Annotated in this window: 10 protein-coding genes; 3 read left to right on the top strand and 7 right to left on the bottom strand. The window is 40.9% G+C overall.

Going from position 1 to position 14238, the window contains the following annotated elements; genetic code table 11:
• The first annotated feature begins 481 nt into the window (after window positions 1–481).
• Window positions 482–1384, top strand: coding sequence for an HDOD domain-containing protein (locus Q4600_RS17805; protein WP_229371051.1), 903 nt, complete (start codon window positions 482–484; stop codon window positions 1382–1384).
• A gap of 99 nt (window positions 1385–1483) precedes the next feature.
• Here Q4600_RS17805 and glyS read toward each other — a convergent pair whose 3' ends face one another.
• Together glyS and glyQ are read right to left on the bottom strand one after the other, a co-directional pair.
• On the bottom strand, window positions 1484–3553 hold the full coding sequence (glyS, locus tag Q4600_RS17800; RefSeq protein WP_303517404.1) for a glycine--tRNA ligase subunit beta: 2070 nt from the start codon (window positions 3551–3553) through the stop codon (window positions 1484–1486).
• Between the two features lie 9 nt (window positions 3554–3562).
• Window positions 3563–4468, bottom strand: a complete 906-nt coding sequence (gene glyQ, locus Q4600_RS17795; RefSeq protein WP_102529109.1) for a glycine--tRNA ligase subunit alpha — start codon at window positions 4466–4468, stop codon at window positions 3563–3565.
• Window positions 4469–4588: 120 nt separating this feature from the next.
• Between glyQ and Q4600_RS17790 the strand changes: the two genes are divergently transcribed.
• A complete protein-coding gene (locus Q4600_RS17790; RefSeq protein ID WP_303517405.1) occupies window positions 4589–5149 on the top strand; it encodes a DNA-3-methyladenine glycosylase I in 561 nt (186 codons plus the stop codon).
• 82 nt (window positions 5150–5231) lie between these two features.
• Here Q4600_RS17790 and Q4600_RS17785 read toward each other — a convergent pair whose 3' ends face one another.
• From Q4600_RS17785 to tusA, 3 genes are all read right to left on the bottom strand, one after another.
• On the bottom strand, window positions 5232–8420 hold the full coding sequence (locus Q4600_RS17785) for an amidohydrolase family protein (RefSeq protein ID WP_303517406.1): 3189 nt from the start codon (window positions 8418–8420) through the stop codon (window positions 5232–5234).
• A 347-nt stretch (window positions 8421–8767) separates the two neighbouring features.
• The gene (locus Q4600_RS17780; protein ID WP_102529106.1) at window positions 8768–9208 is read right to left on the bottom strand and encodes an MOSC domain-containing protein; all 441 of its coding nucleotides are present in this window, start codon (window positions 9206–9208) and stop codon (window positions 8768–8770) included.
• Window positions 9209–9210: 2 nt separating this feature from the next.
• Window positions 9211–9456, bottom strand: a complete 246-nt coding sequence (tusA, locus tag Q4600_RS17775; RefSeq protein WP_102529105.1) for a sulfurtransferase TusA — start codon at window positions 9454–9456, stop codon at window positions 9211–9213.
• Window positions 9457–9840: 384 nt separating this feature from the next.
• Here tusA and Q4600_RS17770 point away from each other — a divergent pair, with 384 nt between their 5' ends.
• Complete coding sequence (locus Q4600_RS17770) at window positions 9841–10671, top strand: HpaA family protein (protein ID WP_229371008.1); 831 nt, start codon at window positions 9841–9843, stop codon at window positions 10669–10671.
• Window positions 10672–10739: 68 nt separating this feature from the next.
• On the opposite strand, the gene fadA is transcribed toward Q4600_RS17770, so the two are convergent.
• Window positions 10740–11909: an acetyl-CoA C-acyltransferase FadA gene (gene fadA / locus Q4600_RS17765; protein WP_102529104.1), complete on the bottom strand. Its 1170-nt coding sequence runs from the start codon at window positions 11907–11909 to the stop codon at window positions 10740–10742.
• A gap of 22 nt (window positions 11910–11931) precedes the next feature.
• Window positions 11932–14082 (bottom strand): fatty acid oxidation complex subunit alpha FadB, encoded by a 2151-nt coding sequence (gene fadB, locus Q4600_RS17760; RefSeq protein WP_303517408.1) that lies wholly within the window; start codon window positions 14080–14082, stop codon window positions 11932–11934.
• Window positions 14083–14238: the final 156 nt, after the last annotated feature.

Below are 14238 nucleotides of genomic sequence, written 5' to 3'. Positions count from 1 at the left end.
GTAAAGACGAGAGACAACATTGAATGGTTCGGTTTTTTATTATTTATTTTTACTGTGATGACTCATAGAGGTAATGATATAAGCAAAGGGTTATCAATCATTATCCTTTAAAGGGATAAAATAAATTTGTTTGTTTGGATATAATGTTACGTTCACTTTTAGACATTATTGGGAGATATCTTTTTATATTTCCAAATGTGTGAAGTGGTTACGTTCTTGATTCCTTGCGGTCGCTATACTTTATACTAGAACACAGTAAAGGATTACTCTCGGTTTAGTGGTTATTACTTTTACTTAGGTCATACAAGTGGTTAAAGCATTATTTAATAAGATATTTAATATTCGCTCTAAGAAAGAGGTGAATGCTGCTAGCGCATTAAATTCGCAAAACAGTCTTTTATCTAAAACGGCTTCTGTAAACGCATCACATGCGGTGAGCAAAACGGCGATACATCAGTCTACAAATCAGCCAGCGCCAACGATGGCAATCGCTGTCGACTCTTCAGCTTTGTTCTACAGCTTATTGTTTCCTGTAAGCGATCAAGACACTGGCGCAATGGCCAATAGTTTAGAGCGCAATGTTCTATCTAAAATTGAGCAGGCTTTTAGTTCGCCAAAAGTGATTGCAGAGAAGGTACTTAAATTGCCAAGCCGTCTATCTGAGTTAGATAGAAAGTTGGCTCAAGAAGATATTGATACTAAAGATTTGCTCGGCATGATTGAACAAGATCCTGTTTTGAGTATCGAGGTTTTAAAACTATGTAATTCCAGTGCCTTTAAACGTTCTGACAAAGAGATTACTAGCTTACAGCAAGCTGTGGTTCAAATTGGTTTGCAGCAGCTGCAGTTGTTTGTACGTACTAGTTTGATGAAAGAAATGATAAATATTAAGCCTATTTACTTCAGGCGTTTTGGTGCCGAAATTTGGCGCCACTCTATGCAGGTTGCCTTTCTTGCGAAGGCGTTTGCTGACGAGGATGGTGACACAGCTTTTTTTCTCGGTTTATTGCATGATGTGGGTAAAATTGCCATTTTTAAAATGATGATTGAAGCTTTTCGACAAGCAGAACCGGGTGAACAGCCTAGCTCAGTGTTGTTTAAGCAAGTCATGACCACTAAATCATTAAGCTTAAGTGCATTGTTGGTTAAACATTGGCAGTTACCAGCTCAATTTGAACAGCCATTAGCGCAACTGGCTAACTCACTTCATCAACCTAGTGATCCATTAGCAATCGCGGTATGGCGAGCCAATATTGTCAGTGAATGTTCTATGCTAAAGCAGGTGAATAAATTAACTGTCGAGGCGCAGGGACAACTTTTGTCTCAAGTGAAAATAGATGCCGAGCAGTTTGAAGTGCTGCATCAAAAGTTGCTGAGTTTATAGTCATAAGTCGATCTATCTTCGACGTGATTAATGCTTGATGAACAATAAAAAACGCGCCGAAAGGCGCGTTTTTTTATAAGTGCTTATACGACATATTCATTACTGAAGTAATGAAATATCCGCAGCATGTAAGAATTGTTCACGTAAGCTATTTAACAGTGCTAAACGGTTATTCTTAAGTGCTGCATCATCAGCCATTACCATCACATCTTCAAAGAAGGTATCAACGCTTTCACGTAGATTTGCTAGTAAAGCTAGTGCTTCTTGATAGTTAGCGGCAGCAAATAAAGGCGCTAGCTGAGGTTGTAGCGCTGCTAATTTGTCTGCTAATGCCTTTTCAGCACTTTCAACTAAAAGTCCTGAATCAATAGTAGATGGGATTTCACCTTCAACTTTAGCCAAGATATTAGACACACGCTTATTGGCAGCAGCAAGTGCTGATGCTTGCTCTAAAGTTCTGAAGTGAGCCACAGCTTTAATGCGACTTTCAAAATCTGCAGGTGCAGTCGGTTTGCGTGCTAAGACCGCAAGAATAACATCAACACCCACACCTTGATCTTGATACCAAGAACGGAAGCGGCCCATAAAGAACTCAAGTACTTGCTCAGATACTTTATCGTTAGTCAGGTTTTCACCGTGTAATTCTTTTGCTTTAGCAATCAAATCAACTAAATCTAACGGTAAATTGTTCTCTAAACAAAGACGCAAAATCCCGATAGCAGCACGGCGAAGTGCGAATGGATCAGCTGCGCCTTTTGGTGCTTGGCCAATACCAAAAATACCCACTAAAGTATCAAGCTTTTCAGCTAATGCGACACAGATTGAGATAGGTGCAGTAGGCACAGTATCGCCAGAGAATTTAGGTTTGTATTGCTCAGCAAGGGCAACAGCAACCGCATCAGTTTCACCGTCTAAGCGTGCGTAATGCATGCCCATAGTGCCTTGAAGGTCGGTAAATTCCATCACCATATTGGTCATCAAGTCTGACTTAGACAATAAACCTGCACGCGCAGCTTCTTCGCTATTTGCACCTATGCTGGTGGCAATGAAACTCGCCATAGCTGAAATACGTTCAACGCGGGCTTTAATCGTGCCTAATTGCTTTTGGAAAACAACAGACTCTAAGCTGGATAAACGTGTTTCTAAAGACTGTTTTTTGTCAGTTTCAAAGAAGAATTCAGCATCAGCAAGGCGAGGGCGAACGACTTTCTCGTTACCCGAAATAATCTGCTGTGGATCTTTAGATTCAATATTGGTGACGAAGATAAAGTTAGGTAATAACTGACCCGCTTTATCAAATACTGGGAAGTATTTCTGATCGCCTTTCATGGTGTAAACCAAGGCTTCAGCTGGCACATCTAAGAATTTTTCTTCGAAGCTTGCAGTCAACACAACCGGCCATTCAACCAATGCTGTGACTTCTTCAAGTAGTTCATCTTCAAGTTCTGCCACGCCGCCGATTTGTTTGGCTGCAATTTCAGCATTCACTTTAATGATGTCTTTACGACGTTGGTAGTCAGCTAATACTTTACCTTGCGTTTCTAACTCGGTTAAGTAGTTGTCTGCATGGTCTAGTTCAAAGGTATCCACACCCATGAAACGATGGCCACGGATCGTGCGTGCTGATTCAATACCTAATAATTCACCAGCAACTAACTCATCACCTAATAACATGGTTACGGTGTGAACAGGACGGATAAACTGTGTGGTATTGCTACCCCAGCGCATAGGCTTAGGAATAGGTAACTTATCAAGTGACTTTTGCGCCATCGTTGCAATAAGTGACTTAGTTTCAACACCAACCACTTTTGCTTGATGTAATAACCATTCGCCTTTATCTGTTTTAAGGCGGTCAGCTTGTTCAACGGTAATACCGTTACCACGAGCCCAGCCCATAGCGGCTTTTGTTGGGTTACCTTCAGCATCAAATGCTTGTGCAACTGCAGGGCCACGTTTTTCAACAACTTTGTCTGCTTGAGCGACAGCAAGTTGCTCAATACGAATCGCTAGACGGCGAGGCGCTGCGTACCAAGTAGCATCGGAAAAAGCTAATTCTGCTTTAGTTAACTCTTCGGTAAAGTTTGCTAGAAATGACTCTGCAAGTTTACGTAATGCTTTTGGTGGTAATTCTTCTGTACCCACTTCAATGAGTAAGTTTTCAACGTTCATATTCTACCTCTACTTACACATTGGGAAACCAAGCGCTTCACGTGCTTGGTAATAAGATTCAGCAACACCTTTTGCCATAGTACGTACACGCAAAATATAGCGTTGACGTTCTGTAACCGAAATTGCATGGCGTGCATCAAGTAAGTTAAATGCATGAGAGGCTTTCATTACTTGCTCGTAAGCTGGCAATGGTAAAGGCTTTTCTAGGGTTAATAATTTCTGGCAGGCTTTTTCACAATCATCAAATTGTTTAAATAGCACTTCAACATCAGCGTGTTCGAAGTTATAAGTTGATTGCTCCACTTCATTTTGATGGAAAATATCGCCGTACATCACTTTGCCCATTGGACCATCTGTCCAGACAAGATCATAAACACTGTCAACTTCTTGGATATACATCGCAAGACGTTCTAGACCATAGGTGATTTCACCAGTGACAGGCTTACACTCTATACCACCGACTTGTTGGAAATAGGTAAATTGCGATACTTCCATACCGTTTAACCAAACTTCCCAACCTAAGCCCCAAGCACCTAGTGTTGGCGACTCCCAGTTATCTTCAACAAAACGCACGTCATGAACGCCCATATCCACACCTAGTGCTTCTAAAGAACCAAGATATAACTCTTGAATGTTACTTGGAGAAGGCTTAAGCACTACTTGGAATTGGTAGTAATGTTGTAGGCGGTTAGGGTTTTCACCGTAGCGGCCATCGGTAGGTCGGCGACATGGTTGCACATATGCGCTGCTCATTGGCTCTGGGCCTAATGAACGCAAAAATGTCATCGGGTGGAATGTACCTGCACCCACTTCCATGTCCAATGGTTGAACGATTGCGCAACCTTGCTGCGCCCAGTATTCCTGCAGGGTCATAATGAAGCCCTGGAATGTCTTTACGTCGTGTTTCGTCGTCATGTCCGCTTATCTACTGGTTGAGGCTAAAAATAGAAAATGGTTTTGATTATACCTTGTAGATTAATACAGATGTAGGTTATTTTTTAACGTAGAGATTAAAAATTTAAATGGGCTATACAAATGGATCTGAAACGCTGTGCTTGGTTGAGTAACGACCCGCTTTATATCGATTATCATGATAACGTTTGGGGAAGGCCTGTTTATGATCCCATCGTGTTATTTGAGAAGCTGTGCCTTGATGGCCAACAAGCTGGATTATCTTGGATAACTATTTTAAAGAAGCAGCATAATTACCAAGACTTGTTTGCTAACTTCGATCCTAAAGTCATTGCCACTTTTGACGATGCTAAAGTAGAGGAGTTATTACTTAACCCTGGGATAGTTAGAAACCGTTTGAAAGTGAATTCTATCATCAAAAATGCTAAAGCCTATTTGGTTTTTGTAGAACAAGGAAATGACTTTTCAAAATTTCTGTGGGAGTTTGTCGGAGGTGAGCCGAAAATCAATCACTTCGCTACGATGTCAGAAGTGCCAGCGCAAACACCTGAATCTGAAGCCATGTCTAAAGCCTTAAAAAAGCTCGGTTTTAATTTTGTTGGACCGACAATTTGTTATGCATTTATGCAAGCGGTAGGGATGATTAATGACCATACAACAGACTGTTTTCGTTATGGAAAGTGATTTTTAGGTCAATTCTCTTAATATAAAAAAGGGATGTTCCACGTGGAACATCCCTTTTTGTTATCTAGTAGCTGGATAGTTACTATTTAGTGGTTTCAAAGAAAAATGGTTTACGCTTAACTTCATCGCCATTTAACTGGTTCATGGTTTCAGCATTGTATAATTTGCCGTTTGCCATGGTATAAGTCACTTTATCAGTCACTCTGATGTCCGCAAGTGGATCACCATCAATAACAATGATATCAGCTAATTTTCCTTCTTTGATTGAACCAATCTGATGATCCATTCCAAAGGTTTTCGCTGGGTTAATTGTGGCTGTTTTCAATACATCCATATTGCTCATCCCGCCTTGAGCAAACATCCACATTTCCCAATGTGCTGCTAAACCTTCACGTTGACCATGAGCACCAATGTTTGGATGAATACCTATTTCATTTAACTCATTGGCGACGCGGGCAACATTGAAATGATTGTAATGTTCATCAGGTGCTTTGGTTCTGCGCATTGAGCGAGCATTCAAGATATCACTTGGTACGTACATACTTAAACGAGGATGAGCCCATACGTCAGTTTTGTCATACCAGTAATGCTCTCCTGAAATACCGCCATAAGCGACAACTAATGTCGGCGTGTAAGCTACTTCAGTTTGGCTCCAGAACTGTTTGATATCACTGTAGATTGAACCTGCAGGAAGTGAATGTTCGATTGTCGTATGACCATCGGCAATCATTGATAAATTGTGTTGAAGTAAGCTTCCGCCTTCAGGCACAACCATCATTTCAAGTTCACGCGCCGCTTGGATAACTTGCTGACGTTGGTTTCGACGTGGCTGGTTATAACTTTTCACACTAAAAGCACCGACTTTCTTTAAGCGCTCCAAATGGAACTTGGCATCATCCAGTGAGTCAACATGAGACGTATAACCAGGAGCATTGGCACCATATAAAATTGTACCAGTCGAGAATATACGTGGGCCAACAATGTTACCGGCTTTTTGCTGCTCTGAAGCTGCAAAAATCTCAGTGGTATCATTTGATGGATCGTGAATTGCTGTAACACCTAAAGACAGGCCAGAGTATAGTTGCCAATTCTGCTGAGGAATAATTTCATCATCAGCTTGTCCACCATGTGCGTGAGCATCGAATAAACCAGGCATTAATGTTTTGCCTTTAATATCGATAACTTGTGCACCTTTAGGAATTGTCACGTTGGCATCACCGACACTAACAATTTTGTTGTTTGTAATGATGACAACACCATTATCGATGACTTGGTCGTTTTCCATAGTAATGACTTTGCCACCAACAAAAGCGATTGTTCCACGTGGAACATCTGCTTTTTCTTTGAAGCCAATGGCAGTAATGCTTGGTTTAACTTCATCTTCTGTCTTAGCATATTGGGTATCAACAGCGGCTTGATATAGATCTGGGCCGAGGGTCCAATAAAGTTCGTTACTCTTATTGTTCCAGCTAATACTTTCACCTGCGCGTACACTTAACTGAGTTACAGGTAGGTTCGTTGCTTTAGGGCTAATTCGAACTGTTTCACCATGTTTAGCAAATGGCGTAACGTATACACGGAAACGTTCAGAAAATGCTAAATGTTCTCCGTTAGGTGATACACGGAACTCCGTTGCATGCTCGCTGGTATAATGAGTACGCTTTTCAAATCCATCTAAACTGATAGAAGATAGCTCAGGTGTTTCGCCATAATCCATGAAGAATACACGTGTTGAATCAGCACCAAATTGCGGTTGGTAACCGCTAGCGGTTATTTTGATGTTGTTCTTTTTCTTTAAATCTACCTTATATAAACCTGGTTCTTGTGACCAAGTTCGAGGCGTCATATAGCCGCCTTTGGCTTTGCGGTATACAACCGTTTTACCATCAGGTGAAAAGGTAGGTTCAACGTACTTGCCTGGTTCACTGGTTAACTCTTTGCTACGGCCGCCTTTAGCACTGACAATACTGACTGTGCCTTGGTCCTGGTCATTCCAAGTCGTGAAGACTATGTTCTTACCATCACGTGACCATTGCGGGAATAGTTCATTAACATCGTCATCTAGACGAGTTAAGCGTTTACGTTTTCCGTCTTCAATATCACGAACCCACAGCTTACCCAATGCTTCGAAGACTACTTTCTCACCATTAGGTGATACCTGTGCCATACGTAGCATTTTTACATCAAACTCATCTTGATCTAGATTTTGAGTAAAACGAACTGAAGGTTGAACATCTAACTCTGTTTTGACTGAAAAAGGAATATTGCTGACTTCTTTGTCTTCAACATTGAGTTTATTAATTTTCCCTTTTGCCCAAAATACGATTTCTTCGTTATCTTGAGTCCAAGACATGGTTGGGTATACGCCATGGATAGCCCATGTTTCTTGCATGTCACGATCAAGATTATCGTAAAGTTTAGTGTGTTTACCTGATTTTAAATCCAATAAATACAATGTCGACTGGAAACCATCACGTTTAATATAGGCGAGCTTAGTCCCATCAGGACTTGGTGTAGGTCGGATTGCACCGCCAGTACCTTCAATTAGGACTTCGATATCACCAGTTTGAGTATCGTAGCGTTTAATTTTATAAATCCCTTTTACAGAATCTTTTGAGTAATGGAACGTTTTACCTGGCGTAGCATCTTGGCTGAAGTAAATATATCGGCCATCAGGAGAGTAAGCGGGTTCGCCTAAATCTTTTTGATCGTTAGGGCGCTCTGTTAGTTTTACACCTTCGCCACCCGCAACGTGATACATCCACACTTCACCAGCACCTAAGCTGCGACTGGCGGTAAAGTGTTTACGTGCCACAAGGTATTGTGAGTCAGGACTCCATGCAGGACTGTTTAATAAACGGAATGTTTCTGAGGTGACTGCTCTTTGGTTACTGCCATCAGCATTCATTACCCAAATATTATCGCCGCCATCTTCATCCGATGTAAAAGCGATTTGTTTGCCATCAGGGCTATAGACAGGTTGCATTTGCCAAGCAATGCCTGAGGCGAGCTTTTTGGCTTCTCCGCCACTAATAGGCATCTGATAAATATCGCCTAATAGGTCAAATACAATGGTTTTGCCGTCAGGTGAAACGCTGACATTCATCCATGTACCTTCAGTAACATCAATTTGTAGTTTTTCTAAAGGCGCATTAGCTGGCGCATTCACTTGCCATTTTTCGGTTTCATCTGCTGCGTTAACAGCTAATGAAGCACTCGCTAAGCTAAGCGCAATAGCAGTGTAGAGAGGTTTTATTTTTGAGGTAAACATGCACAGTCCATTTATGATTATCGTTATAAGGTCGAGTTATACTTTTATTAATCGAGTGTTGTTTGCGAGTTGTAAAACTGATGATATTTATCGCATAAATTAACCAAGAACTAAACAGTTTTTCTGTTTCAAATGATGACAGTACAAAAGCGATTTGAATTATTGAGGATTAATACAGAAGGGTGTTGATGGTTTAGCTTATTGTTTAGACGTTGAAGAGTCGTTTTTAGCTTGATGAATAATTAATGGGCATGCTGATTGGATTAAAAAAAGTGTGGGTTTTCTTTTTTGGTCCAGTGTGTTGTTAAACGGTTTTATTGTTAATCAGCTTTTATTAATAAATGACCTTATCGAATACGAACTGTATCCTCTACTTGAATTAGCCCTTCTGTGACAACTTTACAGGTAACACCGCCTCGCCACTGGGGTAGTAATGCTTGTTCAAGACCTGGGTGTGCAATTTCCATTTTGGCACAAGGGTCGGTTTCGCCAGTGATAATTAAGCTAACATCGTCGCCAATTGAAATCACTTTACCGACATCATCAGCGCTAAACTGATAGTCGTCGATTAAAATATTAGCTCGTCTTGTTAGCCAATCTAAATCAGCATTAATTTCCTGACAAGCTATTTGCCATTGCTCAACTGACATGACAGTAACTTGTCGTTTGCCTGGTCGACCGAATACATCATTTTCAACACCACGAAGCAAACTTACATTGGCACAAAAGACAGGGTTCATTTTGCCTTTTTTAGCTGTTTTATAAGCAATAGCTTTTAGTGCTGACATGATTAAAGTCCTTTTTTTATCATATATTTGTATGGAGTTTTCTGAGTATCGCTGGCAATGAGGGTGTGATCCATGAACTCACAGAAGCTAGGGATATCACGGGTGGTTGCAGGATCATCAGCAGTAATAAGTAAGGTTTCACCTTCAGCCATCTTACGCACGGTTTTACGGATCATCATTACAGGCTCTGGACAACGTAGACCTAGGGCGTCTAAATGATGTTCTGCTGTTGAAAAAATTTCGCTCATACTAACTCTTATATACGACTAGCTAACAATAATTGCGCTAATTTTACTCTGGTTAAAGTCTGTTGCAAGTGCTGAAACATAGCTTTATTAGTATTTCGTGAACTAACACAGGATGTTCCACGTGAAACACAACTGACTTCGCAGATACAATATGTAACACCTCGTTTATCTCTAATTCACAATACTATTTTCAGAATTTAATTTCATTCATGTATTTTTTTTAGGTTAATAATTCAAAGTCGATAAATAAATAGAATATTACACTTTTTTTAGTTTTTTTAAGTTACTGAATTCAAATGCTAAACTCCTTATAAAACTGTTTGGGTTAATACTTATGGTGTACGATGCTAGGTGTTTGTTAATTAAGGTAAGGGAATATGTATCATGAAGAAAATAGTTTTAACTCTAGCGGTATTATCACTTTCAGCCTGCTCTGCCATTCCGGTAAAAAATGAATCTGGAGTCGTAGATACCAATTTTGATTTTGGTGCCCAACAAGCATCTGTCGATAAGAAAATTGCAATTGTTAAACCAGGTGGAGTAATTACTACTTACGAGCAGCGTGTATCTGCACAAAATGCAATGTTAAATCAATTTGGTTTAAGTCGTCCTTCACGAAATGACAATTTTGAAGCTGTACGCTTAAATTACAATGCAAAAGTAAGAAGCGCTTTTCAAAATGGTGTTGAGACTTTAATAACGCGTAAAGGTTTTACCTATTCTGGACCATACGAAACTTTTGATGAGATAACCTATGGTGACAAGAAGAATAGCTATTTAGCTATCGTTCCACAGTTTGATATTAAAGTTGGTAAAGCAAACGTTAATAAGGAAAGTTTTTCGTCTTATGCGCAAGAAACTGGAACCATAAAAATTGACGGTTCATTTATTCTAAAGTTTATTGAGCCATTAACAGGACAGGTTATGTCTCAAAAGAGAGTTGATCTAACTAAGTTAAATATCTCTGAAGAGTATATTATTCAATGGGAAACTAAAGCAGGTGGAAGTGGTATTATTGGTGGGGCAATTGGCGGAGCAATGAAACATGCTAGCAAGCCAGATGTTTTGGTTAATAACGTCGATAAAGCTTATGCCGATGCGATGACAAAATTTTACCAAGGCTCTATGGTTCAATTAAAGAAATATGTGTCAGCTGAAGAAATTCAGAGTTTTGAAGCTGATATTCGTGAGTTAAAAGCTATCAAGCGTTACTAATATTTGAATTACAAAAACAGCCGCTACACAATTAATTTGTGAAGCGGCTTTTTATTTACATTTATTTTTTAGCTATCAACACGCTCAAAAATTGTTGCGATGCCTTGGCCTAAACCAATACACATAGTCGCTAGACCATATTTTGCATCTTTAGCTTCCATTAAGTTAATCAGCGTTGTTGAGATACGCGTTCCTGAACAACCTAGTGGATGACCAAGAGCAATTGCGCCGCCATTTAAGTTAACTTTTTCGTCAACCACATCAGTAAGGCCTAAATCCTTAACGCATGGAAGAGACTGTGCTGCGAATGCTTCGTTTAATTCAATCACATCCATATCATCAACAGTTAGACCTGCACGAGCTAATGCTTTCTTTGTTGCTGGCACTGGGCCATAACCCATGATTGCAGCATCACAGCCGGCTACAGCCATTGAACGAATTCGAGCTCGGATAGGTAAACCTAATGCTTTGGCTTTTTCTTCTTCCATAACTAACATTGCCGAAGCGCCATCAGATAATGCTGATGAAGTACCGGCTGTCACTGTACCGTTAGCTGGGTCAAATGCTGGGCGTAATCCTGAAAGTGATTCAAGTGATGTCTCAGGACGAATCACTTCATCATGAGTCACTTTAATTAACGCACCATTTGCGTCATGACCTTCAATAGGTACGATTTCGTTATCAAAACGACCTTCAACAGTAGCAGCATGAGCACGTTGATGAGAACGAACTGCAAATGCATCTTGTTGTTCACGAGTGATACCGTGCATCTTGCCAAGCATTTCAGCGGTTAAGCCCATCATGCCAGATGCTTTAGCAACATTGCTTGCAAGGCCTGGATGGAAATCGACACCGTGATTCATTGGTACATGGCCCATATGCTCAACACCACCAACGATAAAGGTATCGCCTTGGCCTGTCATAATGGCTCGCGTTGCTTGATGAAGTGCATCCATTGATGAACCACATAAACGGTTTACCGTAACAGCACCGGCTGTTTTTGGAATGCCAGCTAATAGCGCAGCATTACGGGCGATATTAAAACCTTGTTCTAGAGTTTGTTGTACACAACCCCAGATAACATCTTCGATATCATTTGGATCAAGCTTACTGTTGCGGCTTAATAATGATTTCATTAGTTCAGCAGAAAGGGTTTCTGCACGTACATTTCTAAATACTCCAGCCTTAGAGCGGCCCATCGGAGTACGAATGCAGTCTACGATTACAGCGTTTTTCATGATGATATTCCTTTACTGCTAATTAGGCTGGGTAGTATGTGCCGTTAGTGGCTGCAAGCTCGCGCATTGCATCAGTCACTTGATATAGACCACCTAAGTGGGCAAATTTGTCTGCCATCGCGACAAAGTTAGCCACACCCATAGTATCTAGGTAACGGAATACACCGCCTCTAAATGGTGGGAAGCCAATACCGTAAACTAGGCCCATATCGCCTTCAGCAGGAGAAGCAATAATGCCTTCTTCTAAACAACGAACTGTTTCGATAACCATTGGGATCATACAGCGTGCGATGATCTCATCTGCTTCAAACTCTTTTAGCTCACCGAACTCTTTAGCCAATAATTGGTAACTGGTTGGGTCTAAATCTTTCTTTGGCTTACCACGACGGTCAACAGAGTAAGCATAGAAACCTTTAGTGTTTTTCTGACCAAAGCGCTCGCTTTCAAACATAATGTCGATAGCATCTTTGCCATTTTTACCCATGCGGTCAGGGAAACCTTCAGCCATTACCGCTTGTGCATGATGACCTGTATCTAGACCAACAACATCAAGCAAATAAGCTGGGCCCATTGGCCAACCGAACTGCTTCTCCATCACTTTATCTACTTTAGCAAAGTCAGCACCGTCGGCTAATAAACCGCTGAAGCCTGCAAAGTATGGGAATAAAACTCGGTTAACAAAGAAACCTGGACAGTCGTTAACAACGATTGGTGTTTTGCCCATTTTGCTTGCGTATGCCACTACTGAAGCAATCGTTTCTTCAGAAGAGTTTTCACCGCGGATGACTTCAACCAAAGGCATTTTATGCACAGGGTTAAAGAAGTGCATGCCACAGAAACGCTCAGGTTTCTTCATGCTCTTAGCAAGTAGGTTAATGGAAATAGTAGATGTGTTTGACGCGATGATAGCATCATCAGCAACATAGCCTTCAACTTCAGCTAATACAGATGCTTTCACTTTTGGATGCTCAACGACTGCTTCAACAATAACGTCAGCATCTTTTACTGGTGCGTAATCTAAAGCTGGTGTGATGTTGTTTAATACTGCAGCCATTTTAGCTGGAGTAGAGCGACCACGTTTAACTTGTGCCGCTAGCAACTTAGCTGCTTCGCCTAAGCCTAAATCTAATGCAGGTTGTGCGATGTCTTTCATGACAATCGGCGTGCCTTTACTTGCGCTTTGATAAGCAATACCGCCGCCCATGATACCAGCGCCTAATACGGCTGCACTGTTCACTTTCTTAGCAAGTTTACCTGCTTTTTTCGCTTTACCTTTTACAAATTGGTCATTTAAGAAAATACCAATCAGTGAGGTCGCAACGTCGGTTTTAGCCAATTTGATGAAAGCTTTGTTTTCAACTTTGAGGGCTTCTGCACGGTCAAGTGTTGCAGCTTGTTCTATTACACTCACAGCCATCATTGGTGCTGGGTAGTGTTTGCCTGCAACTTTAAATACCATGCCTTTAGCTGTGGCGAATGACATCATTGCTTCAAGCTTTGGTAATGTTAACGCCTTAAGCTTGCGGTTTCGACGAGATTGCCAATCTAGCTTTTCAGCGATGGCATCTTTAAGCATCTGCAGTGCAGCTGCTTCAAGGTTTTCTGGAGCCACTACAGCGTCAATTGCGCCAACTTTTAATGCCGCTTCTGGACGTTGGTCTTTACCTGTGGTTATCCACTCAAGTGCGTTATCTGCACCTATGATGCGAGGTAAACGAACTGTGCCACCAAAACCAGGAATTAAGCCTAATTTGGTTTCTGGTAAACCAATACGAGCATTGGTATCTGCGATACGTAAATCAGTTGCAAGAATGGCTTCACAACCACCACCAAGAGCAAACCCGTTAACAGCAGAGGCTGTTGGGAAAGGTAAGTCTTCAAGTTTATCAAATACCGCACTAGCTTGTTCAACCCAAGTTAATAGCGTTGCATCGTCAAGTTCGAACAAACCTAAGAATTCAGTAATATCTGCACCAACAATAAAGGTACTTTTACCTGATGTTACTAATAAACCTTGAATACTTGTGTTTTGTTTGATGCTCTCAAGAGCGGCATCTAATGAAGAGAGAGTTTCTTTATCGAATTTGTTCACTGAACCAGGTGCATCGAAACACAACTTGGCAATGTTATCCTCTAATAACTCTACTTGAATTGTAGGACTTTGGTAGATCATTGCTTGCTTCCTTTTTGCTAAAAGCGACTTCTACATCACAATTACTGTGTTGTTATTTAGCTTTGATATCTAGCTTTTTATCACAGCAGCGACGGCCATCATTTGACCAGTTGCCAAACAGTGTGCGACGAAATGAGATAAATTACAACACTCAAT

The organism is Shewanella sp. 2_MG-2023 (genome assembly GCF_030548905.1).
In the GTDB taxonomy this organism is placed as follows: domain Bacteria; phylum Pseudomonadota; class Gammaproteobacteria; order Enterobacterales; family Shewanellaceae; genus Shewanella; species Shewanella electrodiphila.
Note: the sequence above shows the minus strand (reverse complement) of the source record. Positions and strands in the feature narration are given on the sequence as shown.